12 protein-coding genes are annotated in these 16,749 nt (G+C 54.1%); 9 read left to right on the top strand and 3 right to left on the bottom strand.

The window, feature by feature from the left end; genetic code table 11:
* Positions 1 to 2: 2 nt before the first annotated feature.
* The 3 genes from prmC (at position 3) to TH4_RS00195 (ending at position 3,849) form a co-directional block, all read left to right on the top strand.
* The gene (prmC, locus tag TH4_RS00205; protein WP_064779485.1) at positions 3 to 905 is read left to right on the top strand and encodes a peptide chain release factor N(5)-glutamine methyltransferase; all 903 of its coding nucleotides are present in this window, start codon (positions 3 to 5) and stop codon (positions 903 to 905) included.
* 292 nt (positions 906 to 1,197) lie between these two features.
* Positions 1,198 to 1,974, top strand: coding sequence for a DUF4167 domain-containing protein (locus TH4_RS00200; RefSeq protein ID WP_064779484.1), 777 nt, complete (start codon positions 1,198 to 1,200; stop codon positions 1,972 to 1,974).
* A 282-nt stretch (positions 1,975 to 2,256) separates the two neighbouring features.
* Positions 2,257 to 3,849: a type IV secretory system conjugative DNA transfer family protein gene (locus TH4_RS00195; protein WP_064779483.1), complete on the top strand. Its 1,593-nt coding sequence runs from the start codon at positions 2,257 to 2,259 to the stop codon at positions 3,847 to 3,849.
* A 10-nt stretch (positions 3,850 to 3,859) separates the two neighbouring features.
* Here the strand turns inward: TH4_RS00195 and TH4_RS00190 are convergent, their stop codons facing one another.
* The gene (locus TH4_RS00190; protein WP_063088962.1) at positions 3,860 to 4,630 is read right to left on the bottom strand and encodes an MOSC domain-containing protein; all 771 of its coding nucleotides are present in this window, start codon (positions 4,628 to 4,630) and stop codon (positions 3,860 to 3,862) included.
* Positions 4,631 to 5,003: 373 nt separating this feature from the next.
* Here TH4_RS00190 and clpB point away from each other — a divergent pair, with 373 nt between their 5' ends.
* The gene (gene clpB, locus TH4_RS00185) at positions 5,004 to 7,595 is read left to right on the top strand and encodes an ATP-dependent chaperone ClpB (RefSeq protein ID WP_064779482.1); all 2,592 of its coding nucleotides are present in this window, start codon (positions 5,004 to 5,006) and stop codon (positions 7,593 to 7,595) included.
* Positions 7,596 to 7,720: 125 nt separating this feature from the next.
* Complete coding sequence (locus tag TH4_RS00180) at positions 7,721 to 8,524, top strand: DUF4197 domain-containing protein (protein WP_245227648.1); 804 nt, start codon at positions 7,721 to 7,723, stop codon at positions 8,522 to 8,524.
* A 10-nt stretch (positions 8,525 to 8,534) separates the two neighbouring features.
* On the opposite strand, the gene TH4_RS00175 is transcribed toward TH4_RS00180, so the two are convergent.
* Together TH4_RS00175 and TH4_RS00170 are read right to left on the bottom strand one after the other, a co-directional pair.
* Complete coding sequence (locus TH4_RS00175) at positions 8,535 to 8,957, bottom strand: ATP-binding protein (RefSeq protein WP_008891685.1); 423 nt, start codon at positions 8,955 to 8,957, stop codon at positions 8,535 to 8,537.
* 27 nt (positions 8,958 to 8,984) lie between these two features.
* Positions 8,985 to 10,805: an AMP-dependent synthetase/ligase gene (locus TH4_RS00170; RefSeq protein WP_064779480.1), complete on the bottom strand. Its 1,821-nt coding sequence runs from the start codon at positions 10,803 to 10,805 to the stop codon at positions 8,985 to 8,987.
* Between the two features lie 417 nt (positions 10,806 to 11,222).
* Between TH4_RS00170 and TH4_RS00165 the strand changes: the two genes are divergently transcribed.
* From TH4_RS00165 to TH4_RS00150, 4 genes are all read left to right on the top strand, one after another.
* Positions 11,223 to 12,998 carry a M3 family oligoendopeptidase gene (locus tag TH4_RS00165; protein WP_064779479.1) on the top strand — a complete coding sequence of 592 codons (1,776 nt, stop codon included), beginning with the start codon at positions 11,223 to 11,225 and terminating at the stop codon, positions 12,996 to 12,998.
* Between the two features lies 1 nt (position 12,999).
* Positions 13,000 to 14,379: an ABC1 kinase family protein gene (locus tag TH4_RS00160; RefSeq protein ID WP_064779478.1), complete on the top strand. Its 1,380-nt coding sequence runs from the start codon at positions 13,000 to 13,002 to the stop codon at positions 14,377 to 14,379.
* 774 nt (positions 14,380 to 15,153) lie between these two features.
* Complete coding sequence (locus tag TH4_RS00155; RefSeq protein ID WP_064779477.1) at positions 15,154 to 16,317, top strand: Re/Si-specific NAD(P)(+) transhydrogenase subunit alpha; 1,164 nt, start codon at positions 15,154 to 15,156, stop codon at positions 16,315 to 16,317.
* Entirely contained in the window at positions 16,310 to 16,741 is a 432-nt protein-coding gene (locus TH4_RS00150; RefSeq protein WP_008891680.1) for an NAD(P) transhydrogenase subunit alpha part 2, read from the top strand. Before TH4_RS00155 ends, TH4_RS00150 begins: the two co-directional genes overlap by 8 nt.
* Positions 16,742 to 16,749: the final 8 nt, after the last annotated feature.

Genomic DNA, 16,749 nt, shown 5'->3' with positions numbered 1-16,749 from the left:
TCATGCCTTCTGACACCCCATCGACCCTTGGCAGCCTGATGGCTGAGGCCGTCACGGCCTTAACCGATGCCGGTATTGAAAACGCGCGGATGGATGCGCGTATTCTTCTGGCACGGGCCGCGGGTGTTGATGGGGGCCGGATCAGTGCATGGCCCGAAGATATCGTGCCTGATGACAAGGCGGAAACCTTTCGGGGCATGATTGCACGCCGTCTTGGGCATGAACCGGTCGGTCGTATATTGGGCGAACGTGATTTCTGGCGCCATACTTTCAAGCTGTCACCCGAAACGCTTGAGCCCCGCCCCGATAGTGAAACACTTGTCGAATGGGCAATTGATTTCCTTGAGGATGCCGATGCGCCGCGGATTGTTGATTTCGGCACCGGGACGGGGTGTTTGTTGTTGTCGGCGATTGGCGATCTGCCGGGGTCGACTGGCATAGGACTTGATCTAAGCGCGGGGGCGGTGGCCTGTGCGCGTGAAAATGCCAAGCTGCTTGAGCTTGATGACAGCGTCGAATTCCGCGTCTCGGATTGGGACAGCGCCCTTGATGAAAAAGACCGGGCGGAGGGATTTGACCTTGTAATGTCAAACCCGCCCTACATCACAGCCGACGAAATGACGACCCTGTCGCCGGAGGTGCAAAAATTTGACCCCCGTCTTGCCCTGACCGATGAGGGGGATGGCTTGGCGGCCTATCGCGTTTTGTCGCGTGTCGCGTTTGATCTGGCAAAGCCCGGCGGTTTTGTCATCTTTGAAATCGGTCGCGGGCAGGAAAACGATGTCGGCCAGATGCTGGTTGAGGCCGGTTTTGTCGGGGTGGAGTATCGCGAAGACCTTGGCGGAATTGTCCGCTGCGTTGCGGCAAAGAAAACCCGTTGTTCCGTCGGACGTTGCGTAATCTGATATTTCCGCACCTGTGATGTAAAAAAAGCGCAGGCGAGTGAAAAAAACAGTTGGAATAACCGATCAAGCCATATAGGTTGAATCGAACGGGCCGGGTGCCCAACGCGCTTATGAAAGCGCCGTGTTCCCCTGTAAACAGTCGACAATCTCCGTTCCTTTCAAGGTTCCCGGCAGGTTTGTAAAAATAATGCCGTGATCGGCGCTGTTTAGCGGGAAATATGTTTTTCAGACGGAGTGGTTCCGGAGCCGATGATGCTACCGGATTGTCCTTCAACACCAAAGTCATGTTGATATGAGAAATAACAATAAACGTCCGCGCGGACGGCAACAGTCGAATAAACGTCCAGTAAATCCAAAATTTCAGAATTTTGACAGTAATGGACCGGATGGCCGCGTACGCGGTAACGCCCAACAGGTCTATGAAAAATACATTTCCCTTGCGAAGGATTGCACCGACGATCCGGTTCTTGCGGAAAACTTCTATCAGCACGCGGAACATTACCACCGCATCCTTCAGGCTGCCCAGGAATGGGAAAACCAGCGCCGTGAGGAACGTGGTGGTGACAATAATCGTCAGCGCAACAATCGTGGCCGTGACGACCGCAGTGATGGCCAGTCAAATCAGAACGATGATCAACAGGGTGACGCCAACGAAAACGCAGACTCTGCGTCAAACAATGGCGATGACAACACCCCGGTAGAGGCAGAAAACACTTCTGCTGAAACGTCGGAAGATGATGGTGGCCGTCCGAAACGCGCGCCGCGTGCGCGTCGTTCGGATGCACGTGGTCCGGGCCGTGGTCGCCCGCGGAAATCAGATGATGACGCCAGCGCAGAGGAAAGCGCACCGGCAGAAGCATCTGGTGATGATGCACCGGCAAGTGCCGACAAAACCGACACTGCCGAGCAGGGCGAAGACGGTGAAAAGAAACCGCGCCGTGCCGCAAGCGGTACCGCACGTACCCGTGGTCGCCATCCGACCGCCCGCCGCGGTCGTAGCCGCGCAGCAGGTCGCGATGACGAAGAAGGTGCCACCTCTGACGAAGGATCCGAGCCGGTTTCGGCCTGATCTGACCCGAGGCGGTCTTTCAACATGACAAACACCCCTGCAAGCCCGTCGCTTGCAGGGGTGTTGTCGTTTGGACCATCTGTAAAACCGCGCATTCCCCCAAAGACTCAGTGCTTTAAGGGGCATAAAACTGTATAAGCATATAATTGAACATTCCGTGCAACCTTCGATTATTTTTCGCGCGGGTGCTGGGACAAATCATCAATAAAACCGTGGAAGCAAGATCGGGATAAAAGAACCGGCATCTTTTCACGGTGCAGGCGCATTCGTGGGGAGTGATAGATGGGGACTGGCTTATTTCGGGTCGTCATGGTTTTGCTGTGGGCTCTTGGCGGTATGGTTATCGCCCTTGGGCTGTTTAACGGTGATTACGAGTTGGCCCTGTTGGGGGCTGTCTGTTTCATCGTCCCGATGTTCATTCCGCTGGTTGTCATCATCCTGAACCGAATGAAGCCATCATCATCGTCCAAATCGCAAAAGAAGAAACTGGGCGGAAAAGGAGCTGGTGGTCGTGGCGAGGGCGCGTGGGCCACTCTTGAAGACCTTAACGGTCGTAAGCTGCTTGAAAGCAATCCGTCCTTCGTTTTGGGGCGTTGGGGGGATGACAAGCGCCTGATCGGGGCCAAGGGCCTTAAGCGCGTCATTACCTTTTCGACCAAACCCGAAGAATTCTATCGCGCCTCGGCAGAGCCAAACGCGCTTTTGCATACCGGCAATCTGTTTGTCTATGAGCGCCATGGCAGCATCTTTCGCGCCATACATGATCGCCGTACCAAGCTTGGACAAAGACTGATTGTCATTGATCCGCACAAACAAACCGGTGTCGAAACCCAACAGTTCAATCCGTTCGATTTCATCCGCCAGCAGGGGGAAGGAATGATCACGGATACCGGCTTTATCGCCGATACACTTTTGGCACCGGTATTTGTCAAGGAACTCGATGAACAGGAAGTCCGTATTGCCAGGACGTTGTTGCAGGGCTTTATCGTTTACACGATCCAGCGCAGTGCCAAGGAAGACCGCAACCTTGCCGAGGTACGCCGCAACCTGATCATGCCATCGCACCGGTTCTACAAAACCCTTGAAGAACTCATGGGGATTGAGTCTGCGGATGGCCGCATATCCGAGGTCGCGCTGAATATCCTTGATATGACCGAAGATCAGCGGATGAAGATCATCGAGGCCTGCCGTGCCGCCACCGAAGAATTCGACAATCCGCAAATCGCACGTCTGGTCAGCAAAAGCAGCTTCACACTTGAAGACATCAACAGTGGCCCGGTTTCGATCTTTATCGTCGGTCAGCTTGGCGGTGATAACCCGGAAGTTCAGCCATCCTTCAGCCGCGTGATGCTGACAGGCATGATGAACCTGCTTAATCAGCGTGGCTGGAAGTCGGGCGATCCGGAATTTCTGGTTTTGTTGGATGGGATCGAAAATGTTGGCCGGATGCCCTTGTTCGAGCGCCTTCTGGGCGGCGGATACGGCGAGGGCATGATTGTCTGGCCGGGGTTCTCTGGTGTCAGTGGCCTGATGGATGTTTGCCTGAACTGGGAAAACGTCGTCGGCCGGGTGGACGCGATTTCGGTTCTGAGTCAGGAAGGGGCGTTTAACCTGGATTGGGTTTCGGGCCTGACGGCAATGTCGAAATTTGATGACACCGGTGGTGGCAAGGATACCAGCCGCCCGGTGCATTTGCGGTCTCAGGATAATCAGCCCATCCTGCGGTCAGCCGAAGTGGCGCGCTTTCCCAAGGAAGAACAGATATTGTTCCGCAAGGGATGCCCGCCTATTCGTGCGCACCGCATTGATTGGTATCATGACGAGATGTTCAAGGGCATCGCCGTACACGCCCCGACATTCAATTCCGGGAACTGATCACCGGCCCTTAGGCGACCGTCACGGTCAGCTTGTCACCCGGTGTGATCATGCCGTCTTCAAGCGCTTCGATGTAAATCCCCATATAAAGGTGGTTTACCCCTTTGCGCAGCATCAGCGGCACATTGATGTCGGAAATTGCCGTGTCGGGATTAACGCTTGTTGCCTTGCAGCGCGTGATCGGATGCACGACGCGGAACGACACATCATTGATCTTGATGATCTTGTCTTCGTTCCATTCAAGCTCTTTCCACGGCTCCAACCCGTCAATCAACAGGTTGCCGCGAAAACGCATCGGATCGATTTCGCTTTGGACGATGCGCGACCCGAAATCACGGATCGATGCCAGGTTCAGCAGCGATATGTAAGGTTCCTTCATGTCGCCGAAATTCGTATCGGGAACTGAATAGATCTTGGGCGTGCCGGCAATCTCGTTTTTCAGAAACGCCTTGAGGAAATCCTCAACCACGGTGCGGCCCATGCTATCGTCCAGCTTGCCTTTGCAGATGGCGCGGCCATTTCGAAGGATGGTAAGGGTGCAGGTGGCGTCGTCATATTCGGTGCCGATTTCAGCAAGCTTTGGCGTGTTGACCAATTGCAGGAAGTTGCTTTTGCGGGCCCATTCATGAACGCCTTCTTGTCCGACAGATGATTGGGTTGCAATCACAAAGCGACGATCATCGGTAATCATGTGGTGTGCGCTGATTTTTGCCTGTTTAAGGTCAACACCGCGCATTCCCTTGACCGGGTATCTTTTGATGGCTTTGAGTTCGATCGTCATGATCACTATTCCTGTATGGCGCTTTGGCATGCCGGAAAAACGGGACGAACGGCATGTCTGGTTCGTTTGTTCGGGCGACGTTAGAACGTTGTTTTGCCAAGGGCAACCCCGAAGGGACTGGCTGGCAATGTCCTTGGTTCAGTATCATCATATGATATCTAGAATAATGACAGAAAGTTGTGCTGCGGTGCACAAATAATTCTTGCAACTTTTGTAGGGGTATATGGTTGCAAACACGCTAGACTGAGACATATCAATGTTGTCGCTGTCGAAATAATCTATAATTTTAGAATTCGGTAATGACACCAATGCCGTGGACGCTTCCAAGAAGGTCCACATCGTTTGAATACTGTTGGCTCAAGGAGTGACAGGAATGGAATTTGAAAACTTTACGGATCGGTCAAAAGGTTTTCTGCAATCAGCGCAGTCGCTTGCGTTGCGTGAAAACCATCAGCAATTTGTCCCGATTCATCTGCTTAAGGTGCTGCTTGACGACGAAGAAGGTCTGGCAGCCAATCTGATCAAGGCATCCGGTGGTAAGCCCAAGCTTGCCCAGGAACGGTGCGCGCAGGAACTGGCGAAATTGCCAAAGGTTTCCGGCGGCAATGGTCAGATTTATCTTTCATCTGAATTTGCCCGCCTGATGGATCAGGCACAGGAAATCGCCAAGAAAGCCGGTGACAGCTTTGTCACGGCTGAACGGTTGCTTTTGACTATTGCGCTTGATCCGAAATCAACCGCGGGCAAGGTACTGGCAGATGCCGGTGTTACCGCACAGGCGCTGAACGGTGCGATCAATGACATCCGCAAGGGCCGCACGGCCGATAGTGCGGGTGCCGAAAACCAGTATGACGCGCTTAAGAAATATGCCCGTGACCTGACCGAGGCCGCGCGCGAAGGTAAACTTGATCCGGTCATTGGCCGTGATGAGGAAATCCGTCGTGCGGTGCAGGTACTGTCACGTCGGACCAAGAACAACCCGGTTCTGATTGGTGAGCCCGGGGTTGGTAAAACCGCGATTGCCGAAGGTCTGGCACTGCGTATCATCAAGGGTGATGTGCCCGAAACGCTTAAGGACAAGAAACTTCTGTCGCTTGACCTTGGTGCGTTGATTGCCGGTGCAAAATTCCGTGGTGAATTTGAAGAACGCCTGAAAGCTGTGCTGAGCGAGATTGAATCAGAGGCCGGTCAGGTCGTCCTGTTCATTGACGAATTGCACACCCTAGTCGGTGCAGGTAAGGCCGAAGGATCGATGGATGCATCGAACCTTCTAAAACCGGCCTTGGCCCGTGGCGAGCTGCACTGTGTGGGGGCGACGACCCTTGATGAATACCGTAAGCATATCGAAAAGGACGCGGCCCTTGCCCGTCGGTTCCAGCCGGTATTTGTCAGCGAACCGTCGGTTTCTGACACGGTATCGATCCTGCGCGGGATCAAGGACAAGTACGAGCTTCATCACGGGGTCCGTATTGCCGATGCCGCGCTGGTCGCAGCCGCAACGCTTTCGAACCGTTACATCACGGATCGGTTCCTGCCTGACAAGGCGATTGACCTGATGGACGAAGCATCGTCGCGTCTGCGCATGGAGCTTGACTCCAAGCCAGAGGAAATCGACGAACTGGATCGCCGGATCATCCAGCTCAAGATCGAGCGGGAAGCGCTCAAGAAAGAGCAGGACAGCGCATCCAAAGACCGTCTTGGCCGTCTGGAAAAGGAACTGGCCGAGCTGGAAGGCAAATCGGCTGAGCTGACCGCGAAGTGGGAAGCCCAGAAGAAGGAACTTGCAGCTTCGACCCATATCAAGGAACAGCTTGACCAGGCACGTGGTGAACTTGAACGTGCGATGCGCGATGGCAAGCTTGATCGTGCCGGACAGCTTCAATACGAAGAAATCCCGGCCCTTCAGGCACTGCTTGAAAAGGCGGAAAACGATCCGTCGCGTGGCATCAAGGAAGAAGCGGTTACCGAAAAACACATCGCGTCCGTGGTTTCGCGCTGGACCGGTATTCCGGTCGACAAGATGCTTGAAGGTGAGCGTGAAAAGCTTCTTGAAATGGAAGACACGCTGCGCAAGCGGGTTGTCGGTCAGGATGATGCCGTTCGATCAATCTCGAACGCGGTGCGCCGTGCGCGTGCCGGCTTGCAGGATCCAAACCGACCGATCGGTTCGTTCCTGTTCCTTGGTCCGACGGGTGTTGGTAAAACCGAGCTGACCAAGGCCCTTGCCCAGTTCCTGTTTGATGATGAACAGGCCATGGTGCGGATTGATATGTCCGAATTCATGGAAAAGCATGCGGTGGCCCGCCTGATTGGTGCGCCCCCGGGCTATGTCGGCTATGAGGAAGGCGGTTCGCTGACCGAGGCGGTGCGTCGTCGTCCGTATCAGGTTGTCCTGTTTGACGAGGTCGAAAAGGCACATCCCGATGTGTTTAACGTCCTTCTGCAGGTTCTTGACGAAGGTCGCCTGACCGATGGACAGGGCCGTGTTGTGGATTTCCGCAACACGCTGATTATTCTGACTTCGAACCTGGGCGGGGAAATCCTTGCCAATCAGGAACCGGGTCATGACAGCGGCGAAGTCCGGGCCCAGGTCATGGAAATTGTTCGGGCATCGTTCCGTCCGGAATTCCTCAACCGTCTGGATGAAACCATCCTGTTCCATCGTTTGCATCGCGATCAGATGAGCAAGATTGTCGATATCCAGCTTGCTCGCCTTGATAAGTTGCTGGTGGATCGGAAGATCACCCTGAAACTTGATGATGCCGCCAAGGACTGGTTGGCTGAGAAGGGCTATGACCCGGTTTACGGTGCCCGTCCGCTCAAACGCGTGATCCAGCGTTATCTGCAAAACCCGCTGGCGATGCAGATCCTCGAAGGCGGGATCAAGGATGGTGACACTGTTCCGGTTTCGACCGAGGCCAATGACCTTTTACTTAATGGTAAAAAGGTCGAGGTTGTTGAATAAGGTCGCCTGATACCTCACATGCAGAACCCCGGTTGGTTAACCGGGGTTTTGTCTTTTTCGGGCCATGTTTTTTGGCCATTGTCTTGTTTGCTGATACACAACTATCAAAAACCGCAGGGCCGCAGATGCGCAAACGCAATTCCAATTTCCTTTTTAAAACCGGTGCTGTGGCACTTGTCATGGGTGTTATGGCTGCCGGTGCAATCCTTCCCGCAAATGCCCAGTCGTTCTTTGACAAGGCCAAAGAGGCCCTTGGCGATGCGATGAATTCATCGGGATCGGCAAGCACGTCCGGTGGTTCTGGTTCTGGCGTTTCCGCACTTTCATCCGATACGGTCGAACAGGGATTGAAACAGGCGCTTGATATGGGTGTTGAACTGGTCACCGACCAACTTGGCGCGGTTGACGGTTTTAACGCCGATCCGGTTGCGCATATTCCATTGCCCGACGAAGTTCAGACCGCGCAGAAATTGTTAAGCGCGGCGGGGCTTGGCAGCTATGCCGATGAAATCGAATTGCGCATGAACCGCGCGGCCGAACAGACCATGGAGGATGCCGGCGATATTCTGGTTAATGCGGTGCGCCAGATGACGGTCGCCGACGCCAAGGGCATTTTGCAGGGCCCGGATGATGCCGCGACCCAGTATCTTAGGCGTGTATCGGGTACAGATATCGAAGGACGTCTGCGGCCAGTGATTACGGATGCGCTGTCCGACACCGGGGCGTTATCGCTTTATGATCAGATGTTGGGGCAGTATGACCAACTGCCGTTTGTGCCGGATCTAAAGGCATCACTGACCGATCACGCAACCGCCAAGGCGATGGATGGTCTGTTCCATTATATCGCCGTGCAGGAAGCCGATATCCGAAGCGATCCGACGCGATGGACCACCGATATCCTGAAAAAGGTCTTCTCAACCGTAAACTAGGGACGCGCGCCTAGCGGTATTTTTCCGGCAACGGTTCCCAGCGATCGCGCATATCGGCAAGGGTTTCGTCGGGCACCATATGGATGCTGCCGAAACGGCCATGGCATTCGACAATCTGCAACAGAATGTCGTGCTTTTCGGCCATGTCGATATAGGCCTTCATTTCCCAGAAACGGGTGAAGGTGTTGGACACAACAACGTCATATCCCTCGGACAGGGCGTTATGACATTCGGCTTCGCAGCGCGCATGGGTTTGCGACAGGCGGGTGCCGTCAAACTCATAAAACCCTTCGTGGTCGACCATGAACATGTCGGCTTCCAGATGGACCGCACCGGTTGCCTGACACAGATTTTTGGCCAATGTTGATTTGCCTGATCCGGGAAGACCCCGGACCAGGGTAAGGGTTTGTTTGATTTCTTTGGGGCGGGTCATCGTCAATCTGGTCTGTCGTTTGGCTTGTTATTGGCCGCTGCGTTTACGCTGATAAAGGCCATCAAGCTGCTTGGCATAGGCTTCGCGGATTTTGTGGCGGCGGATTTTCATCGACGGCGTCAGCATTTCGTTGTCGATGGTAAAGGCTGCTTCGGCAAACATGAAGCTGCGCACCTTTTCAATCGTCGACAGGCGTTGATTGACGTGATCAATCGCAGTGCGGATGACTTTGCGGAATTCTTCGTTTTTGCCAAGGACTTCGATATCATTCGATAGTCCGTTGTCGCGGGCGAATTCGCGCATGAAGTCTTCGTCCGGCCAGACAACCGCAACCAGATAGGGTTTGTCATCACCATAGACCATGGCTTGCGAAATCTCCGTCTCGAGCGTCATCAGGCCTTCGATCCGCTGCGGCGAGATATTGTCGCCACCGGAATTGACGATGATGTCCTTCTTGCGATCCGTGATCATCAGGCTGCCCTGTTCATCGAACTTGCCGATGTCACCGGTATGCAGCCAGCCATCAATGATGGCGGCAGCCGTCACGTCGGGCAGGTTCCAGTAACCCTTCATCATGCTTTCGCCGCGCAGCAGGATTTCGCCATCTTCGGCGATTTTGACTTCCGCGCCGACCATAGGCGGGCCGACCGTGCGCAGTTTGTTGTTTTCGGCACGGTTGCACGAAACCACCGGGGCAAATTCGGTCTGGCCATAGCCCTGAAGAATGCGAATGCCGCAAGACACAAACAGAACACCAAGTTCATAATTCAGCGGCCCGCCGCCCGATACCATCGCCTTGATCCGTCCGCCAAAACGCTGGCGCAGCTTGCGACGCAGAAGGAGTTCACAGATCAGGTTCTGAAGCTTTTCAAGCAGGTTAAGCCGTTCGCCTTCGTAATTCTTGCGCCCCAGACGCAGGGTCAGGTTAAACAGCTTTTGCTTGATGCCGCCTTCCTTTTCGACCATGCGGCTCATGCGCTGATAAAGCATTTCATACAGGCGCGGCACAGCCGTCATGATGGTCGGGCGGACTTCGGCAAGGTTGGCCGCCAGTTTATCAAGCCCTTCGGCATAATAGATCTGGGCATCAATACTGATCGGGAAATAAAGCCCCGCAGTATGTTCATAGGAATGCGACAGCGGCAGGAAGGACAGGAAGATTTCTTCATCAATGCCAAGGGTTTCGATGATGTCAAACGCACCCATGCAGTTCGACAGGATCGCCCCGTGGCTTAGCATCACACCCTTGGGCGAACCGCCCGTGCCGGATGTATAAATCAGACAGGCCAGATCATCGCGCTTGATCTTGGAAATCCAGTCATCAACGTCATGGGTCAGGCCGCGCCCCTTGGCAATCAGATCGTCCCAGCGTGAAATGGTGATATCGCCAACAAAGCTTTGGCCCCATTCTTCCATCATGATCGCATGGCGGCAGCGCCCGCTATCAAGCGCGGCGTGCAGGAAGGGCTGGGCAAGTTTCTTGGTCGAGATAATGGCAATCGCCGCACCACTGTCTTCGATCGCGTGAAGGTGGTCGCGCTCGGTATTGGTGGTGTAGGCCGGAACGGTCATTGCGCCAACGCACATGATTGCAAGGTCGGCTATGCCCCATTCGGTGCGGTTTTCCGAAACCAGCAAGACCCGGTCACCGGGACGCACGCCAATGACATAAAGCGCACGTGCAAGAGCCCGGATCTGATCGGCGGCCTCTTGCCAGGTGGTGGGGACAAATTCCTTGCCCTCGGGGTCCTTGGTCCAAAGAAACGGCGTATCGCCATGTTTCTTCGCCTTGTCGAAAAACATGGTCGGCAAGTTTTGCCAGTCGGCATAATCCTGCAAACTCGTCATGACGTTTCCTTGCCTCACTTTTTGATCCCGGGAACGGGCAATCTTTGTGCTGCCCTGATGGGGACGTTGCAATAAACCTTATACCTGCACAACGGCCGCGCAGATTGGAATAAACGAACGTTCCAAGATAAATTTGTTATCAGGGATTGCACAATTGCGCAGCCTGAAAATGACATTTTAAAGTCCGAATTGTCACCGATATCACAGCAACGTGCGTTTCAATGCCTTGTTCCGGTGCAAGTGTACTGCAAATTGCAGTTTGTTTGGGCTGGATATGGCTTTGCGGTTGTCGATGTTGCAAGGAACGATATGATCGAGCCAGCAATTTGAAACCGTATCTGTCAACAGGTCTGGTGCTATGGCTTTGACAGGCTATATATCGGGTCAGGATGATCAAAGAGACTGTCTGGAGGACAAATGAACGCGATCAACAAGAATTTGCCGACCTGGGATCTGACCGATCTCTATAACGATCTGAAAGACCCGAATATTCGGCGCGATCTTGATGATGCCAAAAGCCGCTCTCAGGCGTTCCAGAAAAGCTATCAGGGCAAACTTAACGACCTGACCGGTGATGAGCTGGCAGCCGCCATTGTCGAATACGAAGCCATCAGCGAGATTTGCGGCAAGATCGGCTCGTTCGCCCAGCTTAAATATGCCGGGGATAGCTCGGACGCAGCCATCGGCCAGTTCTATCAGTTCGTTCAGGAAGAAATGACCGGCATTTCCAGCCTGTCGCTATTCTTTGGTCTTGAGATTAACCGGATCGAAGAAGCATCGCTGGATGCGAAATACGAACAAAGCGAAGCGCTTCGTCGTTATCGCCCGTGGTTGGATGAAAACCGTGCCTTCCGCCCGCATCAGCTGTCGGATGAGGTCGAGCAGGTCCTGCACGAACGCCGCGTAGCCGGATCAGCCGCATGGGTGCGCCTGTTTGATCAGACCATGGCAGAGCTTCGCTTTCCGATTGATGGCGAAGAACTGACCATGTCAGATGCCGCCAACATGCTGTCATCAAGCAAGGTCGAAGATCGCAAAAAGGCCGCGAAATCAATTGGCGACGTTCTGGGCAAAAACATCAAGCTTCTGGCGCACATCACCAATACCCTTGCCAAGGACAAGGAAATTGATGATCGCCTGCGTAAATTCCCAACCCCGGTATCGTCGCGCAACCTGTCCAACCAGGTCGAGGACGAAGTTGTCGATGCGCTCAATACCGCCGTTAAAAACAGCCATGCCGATCTGTCGCACCGCTATTACCGCCTGAAAGCGAAATGGTTTGGTGTTGATCAGCTTGATTACTGGGATCGTAACGCGCCGCTACCTGATGATGATGATCGTCAGATCGACTGGGATACTGCGCGCTCGACCGTTCTTAAGGCCTATGGCGAATTTTCCCCGGAACTGGCAGAAGTTGGTCAGAAATTCTTTGATAACCCGTGGATCGATGTGCCGCCGCGTGCAGGCAAGTCATCGGGCGCCTTCGCGCATCCGACTGTACCGTCGGCACATCCGTACCTGCTTTTGAACTATCACGGCAAGACGCGTGATGTGATGACGCTTGCCCATGAGTTGGGCCATGGCGTGCATCAGGTGCTGGCGGCAGAGCAGGGCTATTTCCTGTCTGATACGCCGCTGACGCTTGCGGAGACCGCATCGGTGTTTGGGGAAATGCTGACCTTCCAGTCGATGCTGCGTTCGGAAAGTGATCCGAAGATGAAGCGCATCATGCTGGCTGGCAAGGTTGAGGATATGCTCAACACCGTCGTGCGTCAGATCGCGTTCTTTGAATTTGAAAAGCGGGTGCATGAAAAGCGCCGCGAAGGTGAATTGACCGTCGATGAGATCTGCGAGATCTGGATCGCCGTACAGCATGAAAGCCTGGGCGATGCCATCCGCTATGAAGATGAATACAAGTACTACTGGTCTTATATTCCGCACTTCATCCATTCGCCGTTCTATGTTTATGCCTATGCCTTTGGCGATTGCCTGGTGAACTCGCTTTATGACGTTTATCAGGGTGCCGAAGACGGCTTCCAGCAGAAGTATCTTGATATGCTGAAAGCCGGGGGCACCAAACGGCACAAGGAACTTCTGGCACCGTTCGGACTTGATGCATCGGACCCGGCCTTCTGGCAGCGGGGCCTTAATATGATCAAACGCATGATCGACGAGCTGGAGGAGCTTTCCTGAGATGAGTGATAACGACGATGATTATACCGCCGCAAACGAGGAAAACAGGTTTGGCGGGCGGGTTCGTCGTTATGCACGGGTGGGCGCATCGGCCAGCAAGCTGGCCGCGCGCCCTGCCACCGGGAAAATGTTCGGCGGCGAGATTGATCATGCCAAATACGCCGCCGAACTGACTTCTGCCCTTGGCGGGCTCAAGGGTCCGTTAATGAAGGTTGCGCAGATCCTGTCGACCATCCCCGATGCCCTGCCCAAGGAATATACCCAGGCCCTGGCCGAACTTCAGGCGGACGCGCCCAGCATGGGCTGGCTGTTTGTCAAACGCCGCATGCGAAGCGAACTGGGGGCGGGATGGCAATCGAAATTCACCGAATTCAGCCACGATGCTGTGGCGGCCGCGTCACTTGGGCAGGTGCACAAGGCAGTCCTGCCTGATGGGCGCGATGTGGCGTGCAAGCTGCAATACCCGGATATGTCGGCAACGGTTGAGGCCGACCTTAAGCAACTGCGCGCAGCCTTTGCGATCTACAAGCGCTATGACAGCGCGATTGATGCACAAAACATTCAGGAAGAACTGACTGCCCGCCTGCGCGAAGAACTTGATTATGAGCGTGAAGCCAAGCATATGCGCCTTTATCGCCATATGCTGGCCGATGAGGATTGTGTTCATGTGCCCGAACCGGTCGATGAGCTTACCACCAAACGGCTTTTGACCATGACTTGGCAAACCGGGCAGAAATTCAAACACTTCCTTGAAAGCGATCCCGATCAGGATGCGCGCAATCAGGTGGCGCTTAATATGTTTCGCGCCTGGTATGTGCCATTTTATCGTTATGGGGTGATCCATGGCGATCCGCATCTGGGCAATTACACCCTGCGGGATGACCTTTCGGTCAATCTTTTGGATTTCGGCTGTATCCGCATTTTCAAGCCTGACTTCGTAAGAGCGGTGATTACGCTTTATGAAGCCCTTCGTGACGAGGACGAGGAAAAGGCCGTTTCAGCTTATGAAAGCTGGGGCTTTGAGAACCCGTCGCGCGAACTGATTGATGTGTTGAACATCTGGGCCAGCTTTGTTTATGGCCCGATCCTGGATGACCGCGAACGTAAGATGGGGGAAACCAACTCTGTCGCCTATGGCGCGGAGGTCGCGGGCAAGGTGCATCAGGAACTCCGCCGTGTCGGCGGCGTCAAACCACCCCGTGAATTCGTTCTGGTTGACCGCGCGGCAGTCGGGCTTGGCGCGGTGTTCCTGCGTCTTGATGCAGAGGTGAACTGGTATCGCCTGTTTAACGATCTTGTCGGCGATTTTGACTTGGCAAAACTTGAAGCCCGTCAAAAAGATGCACTGACCCAGATCGGTTTGGAGCGCCCCGACCAATAAGGCGCGCAAGGCGCATTCACCAACCTATCCGGCCCCCCAAGCGAGTCGACTTTTCAATGCAGAGTCGAGCACCCGTTTGGGCAAATTGCGCGATAGAAAATCCGATTTTTGCTGTCTGATCCGGTTTGGTTTCCCAAAAAGCGAGAATATTTTTGCGAACCTTTTTGCGTTTGCAACGTTCCCTGTTGCGTGCCCATTTGGGAATAAATGAAGACTTGGGCGTTTATTTGTAAGATAATATTCACTTACAACGTGAGGCGAAAACAGGGGAAACTGCCAAAAATCAACGTTCTATTGTGTGACGATCCGGATCAGGACCTGTTCCATAATGGAAATGAAATGTGCGAATTTCCGCACATAATGGATTTTTCGATATATTAACTGATATAAAGTTAAAGTGCTTTTTTGTCGGTTTTTCGGATTGTGGTTGCCGATCAGAAATCGCATCTTGCTTTCAACGCAGACATGCAGGGCGTCATTGATTGTTTGTCCTGAGCACCAATGGCGGGTGGGACCTGATATGTCAGCAAGGTTTTTGCCTTGTAATGCGTGGTGGGAAAGTGGGCGGTTTCTTCTGCGATTGCTGAAGAACCGCCTTTTTCTTTTTCGGGCCGCTTTAGGTGTTAGGTGTGCTGGCCCGGATGATTTGAACTGGACAAGGGTTGCCCGGTGATCGGTCCGAAAGGAACGCGAAATGACGTTCTGGAACCGGTTGCTTTGAATGAAGACGGATTGTCAAACTGACCAATCATTTAGGGAAGGAGGTCAAACGCGATGAAACTGGCCGTTCCAAAGGAAATATGGCCCGGGGAAAAGCGCGTTGCCGTCACGCCAGAGACCGTGAAAAAGCTTAAGGCTCTGGGGTTTGACGTTGCAATCGAGGCTGGCGCCGGAATAGACGCCGCCATACCGGATGATCGCTTTGTCGATGCTGGTGCAACCATTGCCAAAACAATGAAAACCACCGTGAAGGATGCTGATGTCATCTTCAAGGTGCGCCCACCTGTCATTGACGGCAAAACCAACGAATTAACCGCCTATAAAAAGGGGGCCGCTGTTGTGGCCCTGCTTGAGCCCTATGATCGCAAGGACCTGATCGAGGCGATGGCAAAGGCCGGTGTTGATGGTTATTCGATGGAACTGATGCCGCGTATTTCACGCGCACAGTCGATGGATGTGCTGTCCTCGCAATCCAACCTGGCGGGTTATCGCGCCGTTCTGGATGCCGCCCATGAATTTGGCCGTATCTATCCGATGATGATGACGGCAGCGGGCACACTTGCACCTGCACGCGTTGTCGTGGTCGGGGCCGGTGTTGCCGGCCTTCAGGCGATTGCAACGGCCAAGCGCCTTGGTGCCGTTGTATCGGCATTTGATGTGCGCCCGGCGGTGAAGGAACAGGTTCAGTCGCTTGGCGGGACCTTTATTGAAGTCGAAGACGACACGGCATCTGATGCCGAAACTTCCGGCGGCTACGCCAAGGAAATGTCGGACGACTACAAGAAAAAACAGGCTGAAAAGCTGAAAGAGGTTCTGACCAAAACCGACATCGTCATTACCACGGCCCTTATTCCGGGCCGTCCGGCACCGGAAATCGTCACCGCCGATATGGTGGCGGGCATGAAGCCGGGCTCGGTCGTTATTGACCTGGCGGCTGAACGTGGTGGCAACGTCGCCGGTGTGAAACTTGGTGAAACGGTGATGACCGATAATGGCGTCAAGCTGATTGGTCCTGCCAACATCACCAGTTCCGTCGCAACCGATGCAACGGCGATGTATGCCAAGAACCTTTTGAACTTCATCACCCTTTCTGTCGATAAGGACAAAGGCACGCTGTCGTTTAATGGCGAGGACCAGATCATCGCCGAGACGCGCCTGACCCATGATGGAAAGGTCGTTCATCCGAAATTCGGCGGGGAGGAGGTCGCAAATGGCTGATCAATCCGTAGCCCAGAATGCAAATGAACTCCGCGATGCCGCCCTTGGCCTTGCGGAAAAGGCCGCAAAGCTTGCCGACAGTCTGGCAAGTGGCGCGTCCGATGCCGCTGGCACGGCCGCGGTCGCTGTACAGGGATCGGGGGTTAGCCCGACGGTCCTTGGCCTGACCGTTTTCGTCTTGGCCTGCTTTGTTGGCTATTACGTCGTGTGGAAAGTTACCCCGGCCCTTCATTCACCTCTGATGGCTGTGACCAACGCCATTTCGTCGGTGATTATCGTCGGTGCGCTTCTGGCAGCAGGCCCGGTGGAGATGAACTTCTCCAAGATGATGGGCTTCATTGCGGTGGTGTTGGCCTCGGTCAACATATTCGGTGGCTTCATCGTCGCCCAACGCATGCTGCATATGTTCAAGAAAAAGAAGTAGGGGGAACA

Source organism: Thalassospira tepidiphila MCCC 1A03514 (assembly GCF_001662875.1).
Taxonomy (GTDB): Bacteria; Pseudomonadota; Alphaproteobacteria; order Rhodospirillales; family Thalassospiraceae; genus Thalassospira; species Thalassospira tepidiphila.
The sequence above is the reverse complement of the archived record's forward strand: the minus strand, read 5'-3'. Positions and strand labels throughout refer to the sequence as shown.